Origin of the sequence: Novosphingobium sp. Gsoil 351, assembly GCF_009707465.1 — a bacterium.
Classification (GTDB): Bacteria; Pseudomonadota; Alphaproteobacteria; order Sphingomonadales; family Sphingomonadaceae; genus Novosphingobium.
In genome coordinates this window covers 1,031,874-1,055,332 of the sequence record NZ_CP046120.1, presented here as the reverse complement: position 1 = coordinate 1,055,332, position 23,459 = coordinate 1,031,874, and the positions used below count along the sequence as shown (strand labels likewise).

Below are 23,459 nucleotides of genomic sequence, written 5' to 3'. Positions count from 1 at the left end.
AGATGACGGAAAGTGCGGTTGGATTGACAGGTGCGTCGATCTTCGCCGAACCCCCTTCGTGCGAGGCGATCCGGCGGCCGAGCGATCTGTTCGGCGAGATCGAGGCCTTCCTCTGCTTGGAAGCCGACCTCATGGATCAGCACGCCTACGACGATTGGCTGTCGCTGTGGCATCCATTGGGTCTGTACTGGGTGCCCTCGAACAGCGAAGATCTGGACTCGGAGCGGTGCGTATCGATCATCTTTGAGCGCTACGAAGGTCTCGAGGACCGCATATTCCGGCTGAAAGACAAGCGCATGCATTCGCAAAGTCCCAAATCCAAGCTGGTCCGCATAGTCTCGAATTTTTCCGCAGTCGCAGCGGGCGTTTCAGACATTCTGGTCCGATCGAACTTCGTCCTTGGGGAAGTGCGCGGCGGGCAGCAACAGACCCTATTCGGGCGCGCCACTCACCGGCTAATCCGAAGTGCCGGCGGGCTCAAGATCGCCGGCAAGAAAGTCTACCTGATTGGCAACGATGCGCCGATGCGCAACGTGACGTTTCTCCTGTGACGCGCGTTTCGCAGGGAGCACCCGCACGGGCGCCGGTCGACCAGCCGCTGATCGCCACGGTTATCGGCGACCCGGCGGGGGTCGGGCCGGAAGTTTGCGTGAAGGCGCTGACGCTGGATGGCGCTCCGTGTTCGTCGCGCCACGTCCTCATTGGCAGCGTCGATGCAGTCCGCCTTGCAGCCGCGGCGAGTGGGCTGGAACCCCGAATCCGGCAGGTTGGCAGCCCGCGCGAAATCGGTGCGAGCCTCTCGGAGATTGCGATCTTCGATCCCGGGTCGCTCCCGAAGACGGCGTGGACGATCGGCAAGCCGGGCGCTGCGTCGGGTCGGGCTGTGGTCGAGTGGGTCCGGCTTGCCGAACGATGGGCAAGCGAAGGCTTGATCGACGGTTGGATCATGGCTCCGGTGGACTCGCATTCGCTCAAGCTTTCGGGGCAAATCGAGTCGATCGACGACTTGCAGCCCGCTGGAACTTATCTTCTGCGGGTTAGCCCTTCGCTCCGCGTGGTGCCGATTACCGAGCATATCAGCATCACCGAGGTTCCCAGCTCCGTCACGATCAGCGCGGTGTCGGCGCTTGTCGCCCTGGTCGATGAAACTTTCAAGAGATGGGGCGTGAGGGGGGCGCGGATCGGTGTCGCCGGTCTCAATCCGCACGCGATGGGACGCGAGGATCGAGACGCGATCGCGCCCGCGGTCGAGCGCGAACGGGCCGTGGGACGGCAGGTCGAAGGTCCCATTTCGCCCGATTCGATCTTTCGTCTGGCAATGGAAGGGCGCTACGACGTCGTCGTCTCGATGTATCACGATCAAGGGCAAATCGCGTTGAAAACGGCGGCGTTCGAAGGCGCATGCACAATCTACATCGGCCTTGATCACGTCCGTCTGACGGTGCCGCACGGATCGGCGATGGAAATCGCCGGCAAGGGGATCGCGCAGCACGCTAGCATGGCGTCCGCGATGAAGATGGCGGAATCGCTTTGCGCGGGTCGAGGCTTCGGTGGAGAAGATTGACCGCGACCTCGATCACCGGGTGCGCCTCGCCGCGCGCGGTCTGGCGTCAGCCGGACTCGTCCACGCCTTCGGTCATTGCAGCGCCCGCATCGACGAGCGGCGATTTCTTGTTTGCGCCGCAATGCCGATGGGCTTGATCGAGCACGAGGAGGGAACCGTCGTGGCCGTCGACGGCGCACTTCCCGCCGGCGTCTTGGGTGAAGTGCGCGCGCACCAAGCGATATATGCCGCGCGCCTTGACGTTGGCGGCATCTGCCGCGTCATGCCGCCCTTGGTCATGGCCCTCTCGACGGTCGGCGTGACTCCGGCCGCGCGGCATGGGCTAGGCGCCTATTTCGCGCCAAGGCCACCGCTCTGGGATGACCCCCGACTCCTGCGCGATGATGTCCTGGCCGCCCGCCTGGCAGACGCGCTGGGACCGGCCCCCGCCGTCGTCATGCGCGGGAACGGGGCGATCACGGTCGGTCGCGACATCGAAGAGGCCGCGAGTTTCGCGTTCTTTCTGGAAGACGCGGCGCGGATCGAACGCGATGTCCGCGCTATGGGCTTCGATCCTGCAGATGGGTTGCTGGACGACGATGAAATAGCTGCGCGTCAGACTTTGGCGGGCGGAGTGATCGATCGCACCTGGCGCTGGTTGACAACTGCTCCGGCGGCGCAGGACCGCCGCCCGCTATTCTGAAGATGCTCGCGCCGCGCGGGTGCCCGGCGGCGGCTTCGCAACTCTAAACGGAGAAAGTGAATCGTATGACTGACAAGGCCAACGCCACCGATTTCGCCAACCGCGTGGCCCTGATCACAGGAGCTGGGCAGGGGATCGGGCGAGTCTTCGCCAAGGGCTTTGCTCGCGCCGGGGCGAAAATCGCGATTGTCGAGTTGAACGAAGCCAAGGCACGGGCGGTGGCCGCCGAGATCGAACAGGAGTGTGGCAAGGGCACCGTCATCGTCGCACCCGCCGACGTGGCCGAACCCGCCGACGTTGACGCGGCGGTTGCGGCGACGCTGACCGCGTTCGGGCGCATAGATATCGCCATCAACAATGCGGCTATCTTCTCCACTTTGAAGATGCGCCCGTTCGAAGACATACCGTTCGAGGAATGGCGCGATGTCATGCGGGTTAATGTCGACGGCGTTATGCTCGTCGCCAAGGCGTGCGCTCCCGTCATGCGGAAGAGCCGTCATGGACGCATCATCAACATCTCATCGGGCGTGGTGACGCTCGGTCGCCCGCACTACCTGCACTATGTGGCTTCCAAGGCCGCGGTGGTGGGGATGACTAGGGCCATGGCGCGAGAGCTTGGCGCTGACGGGATCACAGTAAACGCGCTGTTGCCAGGTGCCACGTTCACGGAGATCGAACGGGAAACCGTTACGCCCGAACAAAAGTCGCAGATCTTGGCGATGCAGTGCATCAAGCGCCACGAAACCGCCGATGACCTGCTCGCGGCCGCGCTTTACCTCGCATCCGATGGAGCGGAGTTCGTCACCGGCCAGTCCATAGCAGTTGATGGCGGAACGACGTTTCGCTGAGCGCCATCGTTCTGCCGCCGGATCGCCAGAAAATGGTCATGTATCGAGCTCCCTCCCACGCTTTGACAACCTCCCGGGCGCAGCTATGCAACTGGGGTCCGGCACTTGGCCGGCCAGCGAAAGAATTGGCAGGCACAGTGACGGGCGCTTCCGCAAACCGCGAGGCATTGCGCACGCCGCAAGGCGAGCGCACCAGGAGAATGCGGGCGCGCATCCTGTCTGCGGCCATCGATCTGCTCCGCGACAAGGGATACGCAGCATTTCGAGTGGCGGAAGTGGCCGATGCGGCGGGCGTTTCACGCGGCGCACAACTTCATCACTTTCCAACCAAGGACGCCCTTGTCGCGGCCTGCTTGGAGCAGGTTTTTTCGGTGGCTCACGAGAAGGCGGCGCACGCGGCGAACAGGGTAATGGAGGACGACAGGATCCTCGAATCAGCTTGCGCAGATGCCGAAGCCTTCTTCTACGGCGAGGATTTTTTGATCGCATTGGACCTTGTCATTGCGGGCAACAAACTTGATCCGCTGGCCGATGATGTCCGTCACATGTCGCAGCGCCAGCGGATCGGAGCCGAGCAGGCCTGGGTAAGCCGTTTCGCGAACACCGGACTATCGGCCGACGAAGCCGAAGACATCCTTTGGGTGCTATGGAGCGTTCTGCGCGGACTGGCGGTGCGCGCCCAGATCGGCCGGGATCCCGAACGGGTCAGACGGGTCACCGAGCTAACGGTAAAGTTGCTGGAAGAATACACTGCGAAAATAAAAAGACTGACCAAAAGGTCAAGAAACCCACCAAACATAGATAAGGTTTAGGTGTATCAATTTGATTCTATTGAGTTCTTAAATTGCGTTGTCTTATGACGTTACAGCCAAACACAACCCATTGAATACAGCAAAGTTCATCAAAGTACACCCTTAGTTATGTTATAATATTACATGTAAAAAGGCGTTGTCTGCTTTGTCTCATCAGATTACTGCTGGATACCTCGGGATTTGGTGTGTGCCGAGCGCGGACGGAATGGCAATGCCGATGCGTGCGGCGCCATTCGGCGACGGGCGCATTCTCTTAGCAGAGGAAAACGTTCATGCCTCAGATTCGCGTCAACGGAATCGATCTCAATTATGTCGATCGTGGCGATGGTGATGTCATTGTCCTCCTTCACAACGTAGTATCGAACATCACTGCGCTTGAGCAGAATATAGCTGTTCTACAGAACGATTTTCGGGTGGTTGCCTGCGATCTTCGTGGTCACGGCAAGACAACACACCACGACAAACAAATCGGTGCACGAGAATTCTATACATTCGAAAATATTTCCGAGGACATTACGTTATTGCTCGATCATTTGCGAATAGAGCGATTCAGTCTCGTTGGTCAGGCATATTGGGGCGTCAGCAGTGCAGCTCACTTGTTCAAGCGCCATCCCGGGCGCGTCGACGCAATCCTTTTCGCCGCGTGCGATCTGATCGCCAGTCCGGAAGGGGACGCTGAACCTTATGCGGGCCTGGGCGAGAAAGCGGTCGCCAACTTCGAGCGGATGATCGCACTCGCCCGCGAGCAAGGTATGGCGGCGGTATACCAGGAGCGCCTTGAGTCGCGGACATTCTGGGGCCCTACCGTGCTAGGCAGCCCCGAGATCTTGACCCTATTCGAGCGGCTCCACCGAGAGACCTCGCCGACGGCGTTCGCAAATTTCCCGCGCTTCAGTCAACGAACGCTGTGCAGCATTCTCGACAAGCTGCAAGAACACCGCACGCCGGCGATGCTGCTGCTCGGATCCGAGGATTCGCACAACAGCCAGATGATTGCGAACATGCGACGGATGCTTCCGGGCATCCATGTCGCCCTGCTGCCCTTTGCGGTCACTATCTCACGATCGAGAACCCCCGGGATTTCAATGAAACGGTATTCAATTTCGTCACTGGTGCCCTCCGTCGCCGATCGTTCTAAAGCAGTGCCAGGGCCTGCATCCTTTTCGCGCCTGCGTGATCGCCCGAGACGAGGTGTTCATCTTGGCGGTTTTCGCAAGTGGGACCCCGTCTCGGAGCGCTGCCGGCGAGCAACGGCGGGACTGCTCCGCCGGATAGGCCCGGCGGACGCCGAATGGACCTTCGGCAACGGGCCTTTTACAGCCGACCCGAGCTCGACCTCATCGCTAAGCTCATGGAACTCCCCGAAATGCACTATCATTGACGAGAAGTTGGGATGGCTTGGACAAAGGGCGGCATAACTCCAGTCGCTGGAAAATGGGCCTCTGAGGAGCGCCTTCATGCCTCTTAGCTGCCGGGCGGTGTGCGCCGTCACGACGGCTCTTGGGTTAGCCGCGAGATGAACCTAAAAACCATCCTTCGTTTTGAAAAATCGGCGGCACGTTTCGTAGCTACGGCAGCCGACATATAGAACAGCGCTTGCAGGCATCTGGTCTGCCCGCTTGTAAGTGACGTCGCCGGGGAACGACCGGGTCTTCGATAAGGTCGGCCCTGCCCAGTCGCAAAGCAGCACGCCGAACAGATACTGACGCCGGCAACTGCTTTTGGTCGCTCGCATGAGTGCGTGATTTGGCCGTAGCTGCGGGAACTCGCCAAAAGCGCTCGGCAGGCCGATTTCGGGAATCATACGCGCCACCGGGATTAGCTGGAAGATCACACGCCGCTGCGGCGGGTCGGGTTTCGAAGCGCCGTCAGGCTGACCGGCGCACGCGGCTTCGCAAGAAGAGGCCGAGCTGCAGCGCTACGCCGCCATCCCCGACTTCGCAGGCCAGCGCGGCACCGAGCTATTGCGCGAGAGGTCGCGTGCGCCGGCCATCGAGCACCCCGGCTAGCGGAATAGTCGCGAGGTCCGGGCCTGCGAGGACGATGGCAGAATGGTTTGTGTAAGGCGATCGCTGCTTCCGCGTTTCACAAGTCCGCTTGTGAAAGCTATGCGCATCATAATATCCGAGTGTAAAACGCGGAGTATTGCGGCTAGAGAGAATGTTCGCCAGCGATTTCGGTTTGCTATTGTCGTCCTTCAAAACGCCATTTTCGAGAAGGCTAAGTCATTGAATTTTAAACCTCTGACGAGCACCGAAATTATGACCGAATGTATGACCGGTGAGACTTATCGAACAAAGTCAAGGGTGCTTCGGGGACTCCCGCTCCGCCACCCAGCCGTTCTCTGACGATCCAGACAGACCGATAGGCTGCTTTGCCACCGGGATCACGATCGTAACCGCCGTCGCGCCCGACGGCACGCCGATCGGCTTGACCGAAAACTGCTGCACCTCGGTATCGCCCGATTCGCCACATCTGCTGGTTTCGATCAGCAACACCGCCGGTTTCTCCCTTGCGCTGCGCCAGGCCAGCCACTTCGCGATCGACGTGCTTCACATCGGCCAGCAGCCGGCGTCGAATTGTTTCGCCCGCAAAAGCGAGGACGGATTTGCCGCCACGGCCTGGCAGGCCAGCGAGACCCGTTCTAGCAGGGTCCGCTCGAGCGCTGGCGGTCAAAGTTCCCGGGCTACTCGAAAGCCGCGATCGGCGCTGACTTCGCGCGTTGCCGCCTTGCGCCGGGCAGCCGGCCGTAGATCGGTAGTCGCCCAGGACGCGCCTTCGGCCAAGCGATAGGCGCACCTGTTCGATTGAGCCGCAGCGTGGCCCCCGTTCTTCTGACCCCTTCGGGAGGGGCTGACGGAGACGGCCCCTCCCGCTAGGACGACGTTCAAGACGGTGGTCGTGGAATCCCCCCACGGCCGCCGTGCCCCTCGGATCGCCGGACGCAACAGCCCATGCGCCTTACAACTGTTCTCGCCCTGCCGCTTGCGGCAATGCCGTTCGCCGCGCACGGGCAAGAGGCTGCCGATCCCTCGGCGCCGATCGTGGTGACCGGGCGCGGGCTTGAGGAAACGCCTGCCACCCCGGCCTACGACGTGACGGTGCTGACCCGCGAGGTGCTGACCCGCGCGGCTTCGGGACGGATCGAGGACGTGCTGTCTTCGGTCGCGGGGTTTCAGCAATTCCGCCGTTCCGACAGCCGCTCGTCCAACCCCTCGGCGCAGGGCGTGACGTTGCGTGCGCTGGGCGGCAACGCGACCAGCCGCAGCCTGGTCCTGCTCGACGGGGTGCCGATGGCCGATCCGTTCTTCGGCTATATCCCGCTGAGCGCGCTGGCGCCGGAAAGACTGGCAGCGGTGCGGGTGACCCGCGGCGGCGGTTCGGGCGCATTCGGCGCGGGTGCGGTCGCCGGGACGATCGAGCTGGACAGCGCTGGCGCGGGCGAACTCGGCTTGGCGAGCGGGGAGGCATTGGTCGACGACCGCGGCGAAACCGAGGTTTCGGCGACGCTCGCGCCACGCCTGGGACGGGGTTTTGCAGTCGTCAGCGCGCGCTGGGACCAGGGTGACGGGTTCTGGACAACGCCGAAAGCGCAGCGCGTCGCCGCTAGCGCCCGCGCCCGCTTCGATAGCTGGTCGGCGGGGCTGCGCCTTGTCGCTCCGCTCAGCGATACGATCGAGCTCCAGGCGCGTGGCATTGGTTTCGACGACCAGCGCACGCTGCGCTTCAAGGACGGCGACACCGCCAGCAGCGGCCAGGACGCCAGCCTGCGCGTGGTCGGGCGCGGACGCTGGCAGTTCGATGCGCTGGGCTATGTCCAGGCACGCGATTTCTCGAACATCGTGATCAGCTCGACCAGCTTCAGGAAGACGCTCGACCAGCGGCGCACGCCTTCGACCGGGCTGGGCGGCAAGCTCGAGGTGCGCCCTCCGCTGGGCGACGATCACGTCGCGCGGGTCGGGATCGACTATCGCCGGGCGAGCGGTGGGCTGCAGGAAGAAGCCTACAGCGCGGTCACCGGCCTCGTCACCGCGCGGCGCCGGGCGGGCGGGAAGAACGGCGACCTGGGCCTGTTCGCGCAAGACGACTGGACGCCCCAATTTTTTGGCGGGTCCCTGGTGCTGACCGGCGGGGTACGCGCCGATCGCTGGACGATCCGAGACGGCTATTTCCGCGAGCGTAATGCGGCGGGGGCCGCGACGATCGCCAGCACCTTTGCGAACCGTTCCGGATGGGACGTTTCGGTGCGCGGCGGCGCGGTCGCGAAGCTCGGCGGCGGGGTGCAACTGCGCGGCGCGGGCTACACCGGGCTGCGCCTGCCTACGCTCAACGAGCTGTACCGCCCGTTCGTGGTCTTTCCGGTTACCACCCGCGCCAACGCGGCCTTGCGCAACGAGCGGCTGCGCGGGTTCGAGGGCGGGATCGACTTCACCCCGATGCCGGCGCTGACCCTGTCGGCCACCGCCTTCGACAACCGGGTCCGCAACGCCATCGCCAACGTCACCATCGCGACCAACGTGCGTGAGCGACGCAATGTCGCGGCAGTTCACGCGCGCGGGATCGAGCTCGGCGCGCAGGCGCGGCTGGGTGCGTTCGCCTTCGACGGATCGCTGGCGTTGACCGATGCCGAAGTAGAGGCCAACGGCGCGAGCGCCGCGCTGGACGGCAAGCGTCCGGCGCAGACCCCGAAGATCGCGGGCAGCGCCACGCTCTCATGGCAACCAGCCACCAATTGGCGGCTTGCGACCACGCTGCGCCGCACCGGCCGCCAGTTCGAGGACGACCTGGAGATCGATGCGCTGCCCGCCACCACCACGCTCGACGCCTTCGCGCAGGTCCCGCTGACGCGGGGGTTTTCGCTGGTCCTGCGCGGCGAGAACCTCACCGGTGAGCGTATCGTCACGCGTAACCAGGCAGGCTCGATCGATCTCGGCGTACCGCGGACTTTGTGGGCTGGTATCCGCCTGGGCGGATGACTCGCCTCCTTCCGGCCGTCTCGACCAAGGCGTTGACGAATCGATTTTGGTATACCATAATGACCTCGTGGAGGTGAACGTGGCCGACTGCAAACGCATCAAGGTGGTTGTTCCGATTCCGATGGATTCGGCGGGTGTTGCCAATCGGGCGCTGCAGCTTCCGGACGATTTCGTCGCTGGCGGGTTTCGGCCTGAGTTTGCCGCGGTTCGGTGGGGCGCCGCGCTGGGCGACAGCTATCACGATATGCTGCTGATGGACTGGACCGTGTTCCAGGCCGGGATTGATGCCGAGGACGAGGGCTATGCCGGGGTCCTGATCGACACGGTGAGCGATTCGGGGTTGCGCGCGCTGCGCTCGCGCCTGAGCATCCCGGTGGTGGGGCCTGGCGAGGCCGCGTTCGCCACCGCGATGATGCTGGGCAAGAAGTTCACCGTGCTGACGATGTGGCCGCAGTGGTTCCCGCTCTACGAGAAGACCCTGACCGAGTACGGCTGGTGGAGCCGCTGCGCCTCGCTGCGCTCGATCGACACCCGGCCCGACGTCACCGAACTGCTCGCGGGCAAGGAGGAGGTGATCTTCGCCAAGCTCAAGGCCGAGGCCGAGAAGGCGATCGCCCAGGACGGCGCCGACGTGATCGTGCTGGGCTCGACGACGATGCACCAGTCGGCGCAATACCTCGCCGCGAACCTGCCGGTCCCGGTGCTGAACCCCGGACAGGTCGCCTACAAGCAGCTCGAGCTGCTGATCGGGCTTGGCCTTTCGCATTCGAAGAAGGCGTTTCCCTCGCCCGAGGTGGGCAAGGACGCGGACATCCGGAAGGGCTGGGCATGAGCCAGTGGAGCGAAGGTGGGACCGGGCAGAAGGCGCTGGCCTATCCGTTCTATATCGACATCGTCACCAAGCGGTACTTCGACGGGGTCGACAACAAGAACCTGGCCCAGGTGCTGAACTGCTTCAGCGAGGACGCGGTGCTGACCGAGGTCACCTCGGGCACCGTCCACACCGGGCGCGACGAAGGCATCGCCAGGATGTTCGAGAAGCTGTTCGCCGACTTTTCCGACATCTGGCACGGCAACTTCGTCCACACCGCGGACCCCGACAGCAACACCGTGTGCTCGCAGTTCACCGTGCTGATCACCCCGCATGGCGGCGACGAGCTGCGCTATGAGAACTGCAACCGGTTCTACCTGAAGGACCGCCTGTTCCACCGCGTCTACGTCTACATGAGCGGCGACAACCTGCTCCAGCCGGGAGACGCCTGATGCAGTACGAACCGGGCCTCTCGCGCGCCGAGCTGATCGACCTGGCGACGCGCAAGTACTTCGCCAGCGTCGACGCCAAGGACATGGAGGCCGCCCTCGCCTGCTTCCACGACGAGGCGCTGTTCTGCGTCCAGACCGCGTTTACCCGCCACAGCGGCAAGGCCGAGATCCGCCGCATGTTCGAAGACTTCTTCGCCGGCTACCAGACCATCGTCCACAAGGACTTCACCTGCACCGTCGATGACAAGAACGGGCGCATCGCGGCCAGCTTCGAAGCCGTGCTGACCGGCCACGACGGCTCCGTCACCCGGCTCAACAACACCAACTTCTGGCGCGTGCGAGACGGCAAGTTCCAGGAAGTCTACGTCTATATGAGCGGGCAAAACCCGCTAGTTTGAACGGCGCCCGGACAGCCTGCCCAACCCGGCTGGCTCCCGCCGGATCGTCCCCCCTGAGCACGCGTCTAGGCAAGTCGGGCTTCACGCATGAACGCCCCGCGGCCGCCCGCTTTCAAGCCTGCCTCGTTGACTTGGTATACCAAATGCCGTATCCGCTCCGGCACAAACAGGGGGGACCTGTCATGATTCGCAGCCGGTTCACGCTTTTCGTCAGTCTGCTTTCGAGCACGCCCGTCCTCGCGCAGCCGGCTACCCAAGACGACGCCGCGCTCAGCGAGATCGTGGTCACCGCGCAGAAACGCGTTGAGAATCTCCAGGACGTCCCGGTGGCAGTGACCTCGGTCAGCGGCGAAGACCTCGCCGCGCTCGAGAAGGGCACGATCGAATCGATCGCCCAGCAAACGCCCGGGCTATCCTTCAGCCGGGCGGGCGGGCAGAGCTTCATCTACCTGCGCGGGATCGGTTCCGACATCCAAGGCTCGGCCTCCGACCCCAGCGTCGCGCTCAACATCGATGGGGCTTACGTCGGCCGCTTCGAGCTTGGCGCCACTCAGTTCTTCGACCTCGATCGAGTCGAGGTGCTGCGCGGACCGCAAGGGACGCTCTACGGCCGCAATGCTACCGGCGGGGTCATCAACATGATCTCGCGCGGACCGGGCAGCGAATTCGATGCGCGGGTGCGGGCGTCCTACTCCAGCTTCAAGCGGCGCGAAGTCGAGGCCGCGGTGGGCGGACCGCTCAACGACATGTTCGGCGTTCGCTTGGCGATGCGCTATAGCAAGGACAAGGGCTTTACCGACGACCTCGACCCGCGCGGCAGCAACCGCATCGACGACCAGGATATCTTCGCCCTGCGCGGTACGTTTGCCGTCAATGCCTCGGACGCGATCGACCTCAAGCTGGTTGTCGACCACACGCGCTCCAAGAACGGCAACACCTCGGTGTTCCCGCTAGACAACATCGGCCTCGCGCAGACGCGAGGAGCGGTTCCGACGAAGTTCGGTCAGACCCGCAACGATCTCGATACGTTCGACCATTGGACGACGTCCGGCTTCGTGGGCCAGGCCGGCGTGAGCCTAACTCCCGAACTGACCTTCACCTCGATCACGGCGCTGCGGCGGTTCAACCAGCGCTTCCTGTTCAACACTGATGGGACCGAGATCGACATCACTCGCACCCAGTTCAAGCGCAACTACCGTTCCTTCACGCAGGAGGCCCGATTCAACTGGGACAGCGAGCGGCTGCGTGCGGTCGTTGGCGGCTTCTACCTCGACGAGGACAACAAGGGCACGCTTGGGCTGCCGCGCATTGGCGGCGTGGCCGTGCCGACCACCTTCGTCTTTCCGGCGCGGACCAAGACCAAGTCCTATGCCGCCTTCGCCGACGCGACGTTCTACATCACCCCCAAGGTCGGGATCATCGCGGGCATTCGCTACAGCAAGGACAAGAAGGATGATCGCACCTTGCGCGGGTCGATTGCGGGTGCCGACGGGATCTTCGGAACCAACCCGCTGGTCCTCAACGGTAGCCGCAATGTGAAGGACCAATGGGACGCCTGGACTCCCCGGTTCGGGATCGAGTTCAAACCCAACCGCGACCTCTTGTTCTACGCCACCGCCTCTCGCGGGTTCAAATCGGGAGGACTCAACTCCTACGACCTCAACGCTCCGTTCGATCCCGAGACTATCTGGGCCTACGAGGCGGGGGCAAAAACCGAACTGCTCGACCGCCGACTGCGGCTTAACGGGTCCGTGTTTCACTACGACTACTCGGACCTCCAGGTTTCGACTTTCCTCAACGGCTTCACCGTCGTCACCAATGCCGCCTCGGCCAAGATCGACGGCGGCGAGCTCGAGGCCGCTGTCCGGGCCGCACGGGGGCTGACGCTGACCGGCAGCGTTGGCTACCTCGACGCCAAATATCGCGATTTCCTGACACCGTTCGGGGTCAATCCGAACGGCACCACCCGCATCATCGACGTATCGGGCAACCGCCTGCGCAATGCGCCCGAGTGGAAGCTTGGCGGGGGCATCGATTACGATGCACCGATCAGCGACACGCTGGCGATCCACGCCTCGGCGCAGGCCAGCCATACGAGCAGGACGTTCTTCAGTCAGTTCAACGAGAACGTCGCTTCGAACGGGCCGCTGACCCTGATCGATGCGAGGCTGGGGCTTGGTTCCCTGGATGGGCGCTGGGAAGTCGCGTTGTTCGGCAAGAACCTGACCGATGAGGAATACCTGGCGAACGTGGTGCGCTTCACCTCCACCACCGATTTCGCCAAGGATACCGCGCGGATCGGCAATGCTCTCGGCTACCCGGCGCCGGGGCGACAGATCGGCGTGCAAGTCAGGTTCGATTTCTGACACACCGGCTATCGAGGGAAGCCAAACCCATGGCGCGACCGCACACCTTGTTCATCCAGGCACCGTGCTTGCCGTGGCAAGACGGCCTCTATTCCGGCGCGCGGCCTGAAGTGCAGTCGAAGGTCCTGTCGATCGACGATGCCGGCACCGACGCCACCACGGTCGTGCGCTATCCACAAGGGTGGCGGCGCGACGCAGCCGAACACCTGACCTGCCACGAGGAATTCCTCGTGCTCGACGGCGAGCTGGTCATCAACGGGCGCAGCTACACCCGCCACCAGTACGGCTTTCTACCCGCAGGCTACGTTCGTGAGACCGCCTCCGCCCCCGACGGCGCGACCGTGCTGACGATGTTCTACGACGCGCCGCAAGTGATCGCCGGCCGGCCCGCGACTCCGCACGACGCGGCGCTGCTGGTTGCGCACGTGGATCCGCTGAGCATGGAATGGGATCCTGGACTGGTCGATCCGCAACTGTCGAAGGGCGTGGCCATCAAACCGCTTCGTACCGATCCCTATACGCAGGAAACCTCGTTCCTTTACATGTCGCCGCCTCACCGGGTGCCCCCGGACATGGCGAAGCCGCAATGGACCCACTCGATGGTCGAGGAGCTCTATTGCCTTGCCGGCAACTATGTGTGGGGCGATTGCGGGCGCATGGGCCCGGGGGGCTATGCGTGGTGGCGTGAGCAGGAATGGCATGGCCCTTCTGGGACCGATACAGGCTATCTGCTGTTCGTGCGCACGGTAAACGGTCCGCTGGACAACATCTTCGCCACCGAGAAGAAGCTGTTCCGTTGGGATCCGCCATATGCGCCGGTCTTGCCGCCGGAACTTGCAAGGCACGCCCGCGCCTATGAGGAACCGCTGCTTGCCTGACGGCGTCGGGGCACGGGCCGGCGCGGCGGGAGCGGTGGCGCTGCTCACCGCTGCGTATGTCCTGTCCTATGTCGACCGCACCATTGTCGGGTTGCTTGTCGGCCCCATCAAGGCCGACCTCGTTCTTACGGACACCCAATTCAGTCTTCTCGGCGGCCTGGCCTTCGCGCTGTTCTATTCGATCCTCGGCATCCCCTTGGCGTGGGTCGCCGATCGAGGCGATCGAAGGCGCCTGATCACGGTTGGAATCGCTCTGTGGAGCGTGATGACGATCCTGTGCGGCCTGGTGCCGAGTTTTGGGTGGTTTTTCGTCGCGCGAGTGGGTGTCGGTATCGGCGAGGCCGCGTTGTCGCCGTCAGCCTATTCGCTCATCGCCGAGCTTTACCCCGCCGAACGCGTTGGCCGGGCGCTGGCGATCTACGGCAGCGGGGTCTACCTTGGCATCGGGCTTAGCTTCCTGGCCGGCGGAGCGTTGGTGGATGCGCTCGGCGGCGATTGGCGGACGATGTTCGCGATTGTCGGGGCGCCAGGGTTGCTTTTGGCTGCGCTGGTGGCCTGGCGTCTTCCCGAGGCGCGCCGTGGCCCCGCCGCCGTGCCGCAGGCGCCTGCCCCGCTCGCGCCACATCTCAAGCGTGACTGGCGCTTCCTGGCGTTGCATTTCGCCGGCTTTTCGATGCTGACCCTCGCGTTCAACGGCTATCTGGCCTGGCTCGCCGAATTTCTCCTGCGCGCTTTCAGGTGGGCCAAGACCGATAGCGGGCTCGCAATCGGAGGCATTGTGCTGGTTGCGGGCATCGCGGGAATGCTCGCTGGTGGAGCGGCGAGCGACCGCCTGCGCGCCCGCGGCGACGCGCGTGGCGCGCTAACCGCGGCTCTGGGTGGAGCGGTCCTGCTGGTGCCAGTGCCACTGATCCTCACCACCACCGGTTCGGCGGCGTTGAGCCTCGCCGCTTTCGCGCCGCTGGTGTTCCTGTCGGCATTCTGCTTCGGCCCCGCGGTGGTTTCGTTGCAGCTGGCAACTCCGCCGCCATTGCGTGCGCGTGTCTCGGCAATCTACCTGCTCGTGGTAAATCTGACTGGCATCGGCTTCGGCGGGACTGCGGTGGCGCTGGTCTCCGATCGCTTGCTCGCGGACGAGGGGCGGCTCGGCCAGGCGATGGCCGTGGTTGGCGCCACGGCGCTGCTTCTGGCGGTGCCGTTGCTGGCGGCCGCTCGCCGATTGATGCCGAAGGAGAATGCATGATCATCTCGCTTCGATTGGCGGTACGATCCACCAGAGGGAAAGATAATTTGGTTCATATGATCCATGCCTAGAAGCCCGGGAACCCGCAATCGCTCAACACCGGCGCGTCGCGCGGAGCTGCTCCCGCGCATACGTGCGCGATTGCACGATCGATCCGCTGGCCCACCGTGGTGGCGCGACCTCGCGGCTTCCGCGGGCGTCAGCCTGTCGACGCTGTAGCATCACTTCGGCCGCCGCGACGACGTTATCCGTGCGGTCATGGAGGACGAACGCGCGCAAAGGGTCGGAGCCGCTGGCCGTCATGGCTCGTCCAAGCGGACCTTTTGCGAAATCCGTCGAGGACGCCGTCCGCCACCTTGCGGGAGGTATGATCCACGCTGACCTCGACCGCATGATAGGTTGTGGCCTGGCGGAGGGCCTGGGCCATCCCACCACGGGACCAGCTTTCATCGACAATTTGCTCGAACCGATGTTGGCCGCCGTCGAGGCACGCCTTGCGCATCACGTCGCGGCGGGCGAGATGCGAGAAGGCGGGACTCGTGCGGCTGCAATAAATCGGGCCGCCCCGGTGATGGTCGCCGTTCTGCATCAGCGATTGCTCGGCGGCGAGATTATCCGACCGCTATCGCTGGATGGGTTCCTTGGCCAGCATGCCGATGCATTCGTTCGGGCATGGGCAACATGAGGACGCATTGAAACAGCAGCATGGCGTCCGCGATTTCAACGAACGTCCCTCACTCCGCCAATTCAATCGCTCTAGGGAGCCCGGAAGACGGCATGTCAACGGACCGCTCGTACGCAGGGATAGCAATCTCTACTTGCCATGAACCAGCGAGCAATCCGGCAGATCTGCAGCGACTGCGCTGGAAGATTGGGCAATTCCGCAACCGGCGCGAACTGCGAAATTGTAACGACCGATAGGCAAAGTCGGCATTCTATCGCGGCCGCGAGGGTCCAATGGAACGGGCCGGGCGCTGCCCTCGATCCTTGAAAGCTCGCTGGTAGCACGAAAGACCCCCGCAGGTTTGTCAGTCGACGTGGGCTGGCGACTTCCTAAGCTGTTCGGGAATGTGATGGAGGACGGCGGATGGGACGGCTCGAAGGCAAGCGGACGTTTGTAACCGGAGGAGCGTCCGGGCTGGGCGAAGCAATCGCGCGGCGTTTCGTAGCCGAGGGCGCCGAGGTGGTGATCGCGGACGTCGACGAGGCGGCGGGTAAGTCGCTTGCGGTCGATCTCGGCCCGCGGGCCACGTTCGTGCGGCTCGACGTATCGAGCGAGGCGGCTTGGCAGGCCGCGCTCGACAGCTGCGACACGATCAACGTGCTCGTCAACAACGCAGGTATTACTACACTCGGGTCAATCGAGGAGGTCACCCTCGATCAGTTCAGGCACGAGTTCGAAGTCGACGTCGTTGGAGTGTTCCTTGGCTGCAAGTTCGGCGTTGCCAAGATGAAGGCTCGTGGCGGTGCGATAATCAACATGTCTTCGATGACCGGCGTCCGCGCGCAGGCCAATCTGGTCGCGTACAATGCGGCCAAGGCAGCGGTTACGCACATGACCAAGTCGGTGGCGCTGCACTGCGCCTCTCAAGGCTACGGCATACGGTGTAACTCGATCCACCCCGGTGCGATTCACACACCGATCATCGACAAAGTGCTCGCGCAATCCGAGGATCCGGACGCACTGTATGCCTCGTTCGTCGCATCCCATCCGCTCGGGCGGCTGGGCAAGCCGGAGGAGATTGCTGCCTTGGCGGTTTATCTCGCAACCGACGAAGCCGAATTCGCTACCGGGGCCGAGTTCCGCATCGACGGCGGGAGTACGATCTGATTTGTCTCGGTTCGAATTGTCCGCCGTCCCAGCGCGGATGACTTGTGGCGGCGGCGAGCGAAGCAGGATCTGGTGGCCTTGAGCCAAGGGTTTGCGTCGCCCAGCGACAGCAATGGACGATCGCCTGCCGGACTTCAGCCATTCCAAACACGGTCCACTTCTTGGGACTCGCATTGTGAATGGTCAGTGGCCGCCTTCAAAGTCCCGGCGCATGTTGCGGACCACCCAGCGGATATGACTGGTAAAGATCACGACGGCAGAGTGGCCGTCGCCCGAAAGGATCGTCTCGTGGATCAGCCGGTAGTTGCTGATGTACTGCTCCCAGTGCGAAGCCGGAGCAAGATCAGAAAGCATGGTGGTGTAGAAGCGGATGTAGGGCCGCTGGTAAAAGAAGTGCACGAAGCCGTTGCCCGAAATGCGGTTTAGCTCGATGTGGTAGCGATACAGCGCATCGACAAAGTCGCGGGCATGGCGGCGAGTCCAGCTTTCCTCGATTGCGGCAAACCGGGCAGTGATTGCGGCGCGGACGTCCGCATCGTTGCTCCGTCCCGTGGCCAGCCTAACGCCGAGCGCGCAGATGGCTTCGGTGAATTCCAGGAAGTCGATCCGTTCCTTGACGCTGAGTGAACGGATGCGGGCGCCGCGATTGGCGATCAGCTCGACTACCCCTTCGCCGGCGAGCATGTGCAGCGCCTCGCGGATCGGCGCGCGACTGACCCCGTATTCGTCGGCGAGGTCTGCCGCGATCAGGCGCTGGCCGGGGGCGTAGCGGCCAGCCATCACGCCATCGACCACCGCATCGACGAGACGGCCGACCAGCGAGGCTGAGATGTCCTCGGATTCTTCACCGGGCAAAGGGGATCGCCTTACCATCGAGCACTCCCTTACGGTCGCTAAGTCTTAGCTCCAAGTCGCTTGTTGTGTCTGCCAATATTGCATACAAAGATGCCGACTCGTTTTTTGGAGATAGCGATGGCGACCAGCGCCCCTGTCGTCCCGCCCATTGACGGCGGCAATCGTGTGGCCAGCCACCTTCGCCAGGTCCTCGGCAGCGAAAACGTCCTCGACGACCCGGCTTCCCGCGAATTCTATTCCACCGATCTATCGTGGCGGGCCCGCGAGGTCGCCTCGCTCGTGATCCGCCCTGGCAGCCTCGACGAGCTATCGCAGGCCGTCGCCGCTTCGACCGGCGCGGGCTACGCCGTCGTCCAGCGCGGCGGCGGGATGAGCTACACCGGGGGGTACACGCCCGACCGCGAAGCCAGCGTCGTCATCGACATGCGCCGAATGAATCGGATCATCGAGATCAACGCCGACGATATGTATGTGATCGTCGAGGCCGGATGCACCTGGAAGGAGTTGTACGAGGCGCTCGCACCGCACGGCGTGCGCACGCCTTACTGGGGTCCCCTCTCGGGCGCGTATGCCACCGTCGGCGGCGCGCTTTCCCAGAACAGCCTGTTCCACGGCTCGGGCGTTGGCGGCACGGCCGCGGAAAGCGTGATCGGGCTCAAGGCGGTGCTCGCCGACGGCACGGTGGTTACCACCGGGTCATGGGCCCACAAGCACTCGACCCCGTTCTGGCGCCATTTTGGACCTGACATGACTGGGCTTTTCACCGCCGACACCGGCGCCTTTGCGGTCAAGGCCGTGGCGGCGTTGCGCCTGGTAACAACGCCGCCGCACACGGGTTATCTCTCGTTCAAGTTCGACACGCTTGATGCCATGCTCGCGGCCCAGGTGCGCATCGCCCGGCTGGACATCGCTTCGGAGTGCTACGGGTTCGATCCCTATTACAATGCGGGTTTCGAGAAGCAGGGCATCACGTTCGAGGAGGGCCTGTCGATCGTCGGCAAGATCGCGCGCAAGGGCGGGCTGAAGGGCCTAAAACGCGCGGCGCAGGTGGCGCTCGGAGGCAAGCGCATCCTTAAGGACGTTCCTTATTCGCTGCACATGACGCTCGATGCGCACACCGAGACGGTAGCGGCTGAGCACACCGACATCGCGGCGGAAATCTGCGTGGAGGAGGGTGGGTCGGAAATGGCCAACTCAATCCCCACTGTATTCCGCAACGCACCGTTCGGCGGCGTGCGGACGATCTTGCTCGGCTCCGAAGGTGAGATCTGGATCCCTGTCCACGGATACTTTCCGCTGTCGCGGGCAATCGCCGCGGCGCGCACTACCGAAGAGTTCCTTGCCGCACGCAAGCCGCTGATGGAGGAGTGGGGCATAAAAACCTCGTATCTGACCTGCTTCTCAGGCCCGGAGTTTGTGATTGAGCCTAGTTTCTATTGGGCCGATCGCCTCGGGGATTTTCGTCTGTCGCTGATCGAGCCGGAATTTGCCGAGAAGTGGAAAGACATCCCCGCGAACGAGGAACGTCGCGCGGTCGCGCTCAAGTTGCGCGACGAGTTGCGCGATCTGTTCGACGAACTCGGCGCGCTCCACCTTCAGATCGGCAAATACTATCCCTACCGCGAGCTGATGAACAACGACGGCCTGGCCCGGCTCATCGAAGGAGTAAAGGGCATCGTGGATCCGCGTGGCCTAATGAATCCGGGAGCACTTGGGCTAAACGGAGAGACGCCATGAACGCAATTGTCTGGGGCAAGTTCGGTCACTATCGCCACGATGTTGCAGACCTTGCCGATGAGCCCGATCTGGAATTCCCCTTCGTGCCCGGTTCGCGCTTCCGTGCGGTGAACACCGGGATCAACGAACCCGCGCTCCAGCTTAATCTCGAGGACTTCTACAAGGGACCGGAGATACCCTGGACGCTTGCCCATGAAGAAGCGCATTACGTCATCTCCGGCGAGTGCGAGATCGAGTATCACCTTCCGCCGCTCATGATCGAGACCGGGACGATCGTCGCCAGGGCCGGCGACAGCTATTATATGCCGCGCGGCTGCCGTGTGGTTTGGCGGGTGCTCTCCGACGAGCCCTTCCGGCACTTGTGCTTCTGCTTCCCTAACCCAGGTTACCCCATTCCGGTCGCTCGCAGCCAGCTCGGCAAAGCCCCCTGATCATGGCGCGCCAGGTCTTGCTCTTGACCTACACCCCGCGTTCCGACGTCGATCTCGACGCCTACCATTCTTGGCTGCGCGAGGTCGATAATCCATTCTTCAACGGCCGGCCCGCGGTGCACCGCTATGTCAACTACCGGGTGACTGGGGCGGTGCTGGGTAGCGAACGCTTCACCCACTTTGATCTCCTCGAGATCGAAGGGTCAGGCGGGGCGGGCGCCGTGTTCGGCGACCCGGAGATAGCCCGCTTCGCCCGCGATTGGGTGCGCCTCTGGGGCGCCGACCCCGATCCCGACTCTCCCGATCAGAGTGTCAACTACCACGTCCTTGAATGCGAAGCGGTCGCCTGGCCGGTACGCTAAGGGGGCCTAAATGCCCATGTTCCTCCGATTTAGCACTTGCTGGGTGGTCTGGTCATAGATGCCGGTCAATTGCTCCAGCGACTCTGCTGTGCGCTGCATCGTCTCGACGCTTACCTTCAGGTTTTCCAGCAATCCGACCAGCACCGCCTCGCGCACTGCCGCGTAGTTGCCGGTCGCCGCCTCGCCGCTCTCGGTCAGTCGATAGCCCGCTTCGCGCCGCGAACCGCCGGTGACCCGCTCGATCAGGCCGAACGATTCGATCTTGCGCAGCGAGTACTGGATAGTCGAGACGTCGTTGCGATTGAGGAACTGGAGCAGTTCAGACAAGTTCTGAGGTCCACCGCGCATCCGGATGCCGTGGAGCAGCCAAACTTCCTGCGCCCCAATCGAGGTGCCACTGACGCAGCGATGGAGCGTGGCCGACCATCGGGCAAAGCCTTCGATGGTGCGAACCATCGCCACTTCGAGCCGGACCAGCACCGCGGCGAGTTCGGATGCGGACATGTAACGGTCGGCGCTGGGTTTCATCTTCGTAGTCTCTCCCAATAAATCAGCTGCAATCTTTCGGCGACCGCGCGCCGCGAATGCTGCCAAGATAGTTCACACCTTTTCGATTGACTGAAAAATCCCGCGAGCAACAATTCCGCGTTTCCCGTCGAAAAAGCAACAGGAGCGGCCCGATGAAATTCGGAGTATTCTTGCCCAATGGAAGCAACGGCTACATTCCATCGACAACAAGCCCCCGTTACCTGCCGAGCTACCAGCACAACCTTGAGATCACGCTGGAAGCCGAGCGTCAGGGACTCGATTTCGTACTGTCGATGATGAAGTACCGCGGTTTCGGAGGCGAGAGCGGATATTGGGACGCCTGCCTGGAGTCATTCACGCTGATGGCCGGCCTCGCAGCGGCGACTAACACCATCGGACTGTTCCCCAGCGTGACGCTGTTGGCTCATCACCCCGCCATCTGCGCACGGATGGTCGCGACCATCGACGATATCAGCGGCGGTCGTTGTGGCCTCAACATCGTCACCGGATGGAACAAGCCTGAATACGTGCAGATGGGCCTATGGCCGAGCGATGCCCATTACGAGCGGCGCTATGAGCTCGCCGCCGACTACCTGAAGATCGTCAAGGCGCTGTGGCGCGATGGCCGGGTTACGCACCATTCGGAGTTCTACAATCTTGAGGACTGCGCGATGCAACCGTTCCCGGGCCGAGATCTGCCCATCGTCTGCGCCGGACAGAGCCCCAAAGGGGTCGAGTTCACCGCGGCGATGGGCGATCACAACTTCGTGATGGCCCATCCCGACCGGCTGCGGACAATCGTCGAAACGGTCAAGGGCAAGGCTGCGGAGCGCGGACGGCAGGTGGGGACTTACGCGTTGCTCGGCCTGATCATCGCTCCGAGCGACGGCGAAGCCCAGGCGATCGCCCAGCGCATCGTCGCCGGGGCGGACCAGGGCGCGATCGCCAACATTCTCGCCAGTGCGGCGATGGACACCAATGTCGGCGGGACATCGGATCGGATGAAAGAGGCGCTGGGTCTGCCGGTGGAGGATGGCAACATCGCCTTCATGAGCTTTCCGGTGGTGGCCGGCAGCCCCCAGACGGTCGCCAGCCGGCTGGATGCCATTGCCGAGGAAACAGGTATCGACGGAATGCTGTTCAGCTGGCCGGATTTCGTACCCGGAGTGCGCGATTTCGGAGAAAAGGTGCGGCCCTTGATGCGCCAAGCGGGCGGTTGAAACCGTCGGAACGCAAGCGGTCTATCGCTCAGGACCTATTCTGCATACAATTCTTGCAGTCAAAGGAGGTGGTCGATGATTCGCAAGGGTTATGCAGAATCGAGCGGTGGCCAGATTCATTATCGCCGCAGCAAGGGAAGTGGCACCCCACTGGTGTTTTTCCACCAGACCGCGAGTTCGAGCCAGATGTGGCTGAAAGTCATGGCCGCGCTGGGTGACTGGGGGAGGGACTTGATTGCGCTCGACACGCCGGGTTTCGGCGGCTCGTTCGATCCCGATCCGGACAGCCGGCCGCAGATGAGCGATTACGCTCGCTGGCTCCGCGAAGCGCTGGCGGACCTCGGCATTGAGCGCGCGCACCTCGTGGGTCACCACACCGGCGCCTGCATCGCGGTCGACATGGCCGGCAGCGAGGCGGCGCTCGCGGCCACCATGACGCTACTCGGTCCGGTGCCGTTGACGGCGGAGGAGCGTGACGAATTTTCCAAGCATTTTGGCATCCCGTTCACTCCGGGGGTGAGCGGCGCATACCTCCTGGAGAACTGGGAGTATTTGCGGAACCTCGGCGCCCACGCCGATCCGATGCTGATCCATCGCGAGATGGCTGATCAACTGCGGGCCTGGTGGGGTCGAGTGCAGTCATACGGCGCGGTATGGACACAGGATTTCAAAGGCATCTACGAATGCCTCGAGATGCCGTTGATGATTGGTGCGGCGCCCGAGGACGTGCTCTACCCGTTTCTCGATCGCGCTGCGGAGCTGCAACCTAGCGCCCGGGTGCTGCAACTCACCGGCCACAACTTCGAGCCCGACCTCGACGCATCGACGATCGCAGACGCATTGCGCCAGTTCTGCCGCGAATGATCGTCAGCGAACCATGATCTTGCGGTTGAGCACGGTCTGGGTGGCCTGATCGTAGAGTCCGGTCAGGCGTTCCAGCGCAGCGGCCGCGCTGCCCAGCGACGCGGTAAAGCCGTTCACCTCGTCGATCAGGCCGAGCAGGATCTCGTCGCGCAGCGCGGCATAGGCGTCGGTGGCGCGGATTCCTTCGTCGGTCAGACGGTATCCGGCTTCGCGCCGACTACGTCCGGTGACGCGCTCAATCAACCCGTGCTGCTCGATCTTGCGGAGCGAGTACTGAATCGTCGACACATCGGTGCGGTTGAGAAACATCAACAGTTCCGAGAGGTTCTGCGCGCCGCCACGCATCCGGATCGAGTGTAGCAGGCAGATTTCCTGAACCCCCAAACGCGCGCTCGAAACGCTTAGGTGGAGGTACTCGGCCCAGCGGCCGAATGCCTCGATCGTGCGGATGAACGACAATTCGGTGCGGGTGAGCGCTGCCGCCTGGGCGTCGGCCGTCATGTATACATCGGGTTGATCGTCCATGCTCGTATCCATCAAAACATGCAAATTAGCTGCATAAACGCTTACAAATGCGCCTTGAAACCCCGAAATTCTTTCT

26 protein-coding genes are annotated in these 23,459 nt (G+C 63.2%); 21 read left to right on the top strand and 5 right to left on the bottom strand.

Annotated features, from left to right (window positions below; translation table 11 throughout):
* The first annotated feature begins 2 nt into the window (after window positions 1-2).
* From GKE62_RS05000 to GKE62_RS04975, 6 genes are all read left to right on the top strand, one after another.
* Window positions 3-551, top strand: a complete 549-nt coding sequence (locus GKE62_RS05000) for an aromatic-ring-hydroxylating dioxygenase subunit beta (protein ID WP_230207054.1) — start codon at window positions 3-5, stop codon at window positions 549-551.
* A complete protein-coding gene (locus GKE62_RS04995; protein WP_195908601.1) occupies window positions 548-1,564 on the top strand; it encodes a PdxA family protein in 1,017 nt (338 codons plus the stop codon). Before GKE62_RS05000 ends, GKE62_RS04995 begins: the two co-directional genes overlap by 4 nt.
* A complete protein-coding gene (locus tag GKE62_RS04990; protein WP_154691278.1) occupies window positions 1,551-2,246 on the top strand; it encodes a class II aldolase/adducin family protein in 696 nt (231 codons plus the stop codon). Before GKE62_RS04995 ends, GKE62_RS04990 begins: the two co-directional genes overlap by 14 nt.
* A 65-nt stretch (window positions 2,247-2,311) precedes the next feature.
* Window positions 2,312-3,094 (top strand): SDR family NAD(P)-dependent oxidoreductase, encoded by a 783-nt coding sequence (locus GKE62_RS04985; RefSeq protein WP_154691277.1) that lies wholly within the window; start codon window positions 2,312-2,314, stop codon window positions 3,092-3,094.
* Between the two features lie 137 nt (window positions 3,095-3,231).
* Window positions 3,232-3,906, top strand: a complete 675-nt coding sequence (locus tag GKE62_RS04980) for a TetR/AcrR family transcriptional regulator (RefSeq protein WP_195908600.1) — start codon at window positions 3,232-3,234, stop codon at window positions 3,904-3,906.
* 272 nt (window positions 3,907-4,178) lie between these two features.
* Entirely contained in the window at window positions 4,179-5,324 is a 1,146-nt protein-coding gene (locus tag GKE62_RS04975; protein ID WP_154691275.1) for an alpha/beta fold hydrolase, read from the top strand.
* A gap of 104 nt (window positions 5,325-5,428) precedes the next feature.
* On the opposite strand, the gene GKE62_RS18795 is transcribed toward GKE62_RS04975, so the two are convergent.
* Both GKE62_RS18795 and GKE62_RS18790 read right to left on the bottom strand, forming a co-directional pair.
* Window positions 5,429-5,710: a hypothetical protein gene (locus tag GKE62_RS18795; protein WP_230206919.1), complete on the bottom strand. Its 282-nt coding sequence runs from the start codon at window positions 5,708-5,710 to the stop codon at window positions 5,429-5,431.
* A gap of 496 nt (window positions 5,711-6,206) precedes the next feature.
* The gene (locus GKE62_RS18790) at window positions 6,207-6,404 is read right to left on the bottom strand and encodes a hypothetical protein (protein WP_230207110.1); all 198 of its coding nucleotides are present in this window, start codon (window positions 6,402-6,404) and stop codon (window positions 6,207-6,209) included.
* Between GKE62_RS18790 and GKE62_RS04970 the strand changes: the two genes are divergently transcribed.
* From GKE62_RS04970 to GKE62_RS04925, 10 genes are all read left to right on the top strand, one after another.
* Window positions 6,331-6,699: a flavin reductase family protein gene (locus GKE62_RS04970; RefSeq protein WP_230207053.1), complete on the top strand. Its 369-nt coding sequence runs from the start codon at window positions 6,331-6,333 to the stop codon at window positions 6,697-6,699. The genes GKE62_RS18790 and GKE62_RS04970 overlap by 74 nt on opposite strands.
* A gap of 161 nt (window positions 6,700-6,860) precedes the next feature.
* Window positions 6,861-8,882, top strand: coding sequence for a TonB-dependent receptor (locus tag GKE62_RS04965; protein ID WP_154691273.1), 2,022 nt, complete (start codon window positions 6,861-6,863; stop codon window positions 8,880-8,882).
* 79 nt (window positions 8,883-8,961) lie between these two features.
* The gene (locus GKE62_RS04960; RefSeq protein ID WP_230206918.1) at window positions 8,962-9,714 is read left to right on the top strand and encodes an aspartate/glutamate racemase family protein; all 753 of its coding nucleotides are present in this window, start codon (window positions 8,962-8,964) and stop codon (window positions 9,712-9,714) included.
* Window positions 9,711-10,145, top strand: a complete 435-nt coding sequence (locus GKE62_RS04955; protein ID WP_154691272.1) for a nuclear transport factor 2 family protein — start codon at window positions 9,711-9,713, stop codon at window positions 10,143-10,145. The genes GKE62_RS04960 and GKE62_RS04955 overlap by 4 nt, the downstream gene beginning before the upstream one ends.
* Window positions 10,145-10,543, top strand: a complete 399-nt coding sequence (locus tag GKE62_RS04950) for a nuclear transport factor 2 family protein (RefSeq protein WP_154691271.1) — start codon at window positions 10,145-10,147, stop codon at window positions 10,541-10,543. Before GKE62_RS04955 ends, GKE62_RS04950 begins: the two co-directional genes overlap by 1 nt.
* Window positions 10,544-10,725: 182 nt before the next feature.
* Complete coding sequence (locus GKE62_RS04945; protein ID WP_195908599.1) at window positions 10,726-12,909, top strand: TonB-dependent receptor; 2,184 nt, start codon at window positions 10,726-10,728, stop codon at window positions 12,907-12,909.
* Window positions 12,910-12,938: 29 nt separating this feature from the next.
* A complete protein-coding gene (locus GKE62_RS04940; protein ID WP_154691269.1) occupies window positions 12,939-13,787 on the top strand; it encodes a DUF4437 domain-containing protein in 849 nt (282 codons plus the stop codon).
* Window positions 13,780-15,030, top strand: coding sequence for an MFS transporter (locus tag GKE62_RS04935; protein ID WP_195908598.1), 1,251 nt, complete (start codon window positions 13,780-13,782; stop codon window positions 15,028-15,030). Before GKE62_RS04940 ends, GKE62_RS04935 begins: the two co-directional genes overlap by 8 nt.
* Before the next feature lie 367 nt (window positions 15,031-15,397).
* The gene (locus GKE62_RS18400) at window positions 15,398-15,715 is read left to right on the top strand and encodes a hypothetical protein (RefSeq protein WP_195908597.1); all 318 of its coding nucleotides are present in this window, start codon (window positions 15,398-15,400) and stop codon (window positions 15,713-15,715) included.
* A 402-nt stretch (window positions 15,716-16,117) separates the two neighbouring features.
* A complete protein-coding gene (locus tag GKE62_RS04925) occupies window positions 16,118-16,861 on the top strand; it encodes a glucose 1-dehydrogenase (protein WP_154691266.1) in 744 nt (247 codons plus the stop codon).
* A gap of 183 nt (window positions 16,862-17,044) precedes the next feature.
* Here GKE62_RS04925 and GKE62_RS04920 read toward each other — a convergent pair whose 3' ends face one another.
* Entirely contained in the window at window positions 17,045-17,716 is a 672-nt protein-coding gene (locus GKE62_RS04920) for a GntR family transcriptional regulator (RefSeq protein ID WP_195908596.1), read from the bottom strand.
* A gap of 117 nt (window positions 17,717-17,833) precedes the next feature.
* Between GKE62_RS04920 and GKE62_RS04915 the strand changes: the two genes are divergently transcribed.
* Genes GKE62_RS04915 through GKE62_RS04905 form a run of 3 tightly spaced genes read left to right on the top strand, consistent with a single transcriptional unit; the run spans window position 17,834 to window position 20,246 of the window.
* Window positions 17,834-19,453 carry an FAD-binding oxidoreductase gene (locus GKE62_RS04915; protein ID WP_195908595.1) on the top strand — a complete coding sequence of 540 codons (1,620 nt, stop codon included), beginning with the start codon at window positions 17,834-17,836 and terminating at the stop codon, window positions 19,451-19,453.
* Window positions 19,450-19,884, top strand: a complete 435-nt coding sequence (locus GKE62_RS04910) for a cupin domain-containing protein (RefSeq protein WP_154691263.1) — start codon at window positions 19,450-19,452, stop codon at window positions 19,882-19,884. The genes GKE62_RS04915 and GKE62_RS04910 overlap by 4 nt, the downstream gene beginning before the upstream one ends.
* Before the next feature lie 2 nt (window positions 19,885-19,886).
* The gene (locus GKE62_RS04905; RefSeq protein WP_154691262.1) at window positions 19,887-20,246 is read left to right on the top strand and encodes a hypothetical protein; all 360 of its coding nucleotides are present in this window, start codon (window positions 19,887-19,889) and stop codon (window positions 20,244-20,246) included.
* A gap of 6 nt (window positions 20,247-20,252) precedes the next feature.
* Here the strand turns inward: GKE62_RS04905 and GKE62_RS04900 are convergent, their stop codons facing one another.
* The gene (locus tag GKE62_RS04900) at window positions 20,253-20,774 is read right to left on the bottom strand and encodes a winged helix DNA-binding protein (protein WP_154691261.1); all 522 of its coding nucleotides are present in this window, start codon (window positions 20,772-20,774) and stop codon (window positions 20,253-20,255) included.
* A 152-nt stretch (window positions 20,775-20,926) separates the two neighbouring features.
* Here GKE62_RS04900 and GKE62_RS04895 point away from each other — a divergent pair, with 152 nt between their 5' ends.
* The gene (locus GKE62_RS04895; RefSeq protein ID WP_154691260.1) at window positions 20,927-21,994 is read left to right on the top strand and encodes an LLM class flavin-dependent oxidoreductase; all 1,068 of its coding nucleotides are present in this window, start codon (window positions 20,927-20,929) and stop codon (window positions 21,992-21,994) included.
* Between the two features lie 75 nt (window positions 21,995-22,069).
* Window positions 22,070-22,858, top strand: a complete 789-nt coding sequence (locus GKE62_RS04890) for an alpha/beta fold hydrolase (protein ID WP_154691259.1) — start codon at window positions 22,070-22,072, stop codon at window positions 22,856-22,858.
* 3 nt (window positions 22,859-22,861) lie between these two features.
* Here GKE62_RS04890 and GKE62_RS04885 read toward each other — a convergent pair whose 3' ends face one another.
* Window positions 22,862-23,383, bottom strand: a complete 522-nt coding sequence (locus tag GKE62_RS04885) for a winged helix DNA-binding protein (RefSeq protein ID WP_195908594.1) — start codon at window positions 23,381-23,383, stop codon at window positions 22,862-22,864.
* Window positions 23,384-23,459 lie beyond the last annotated feature (76 nt).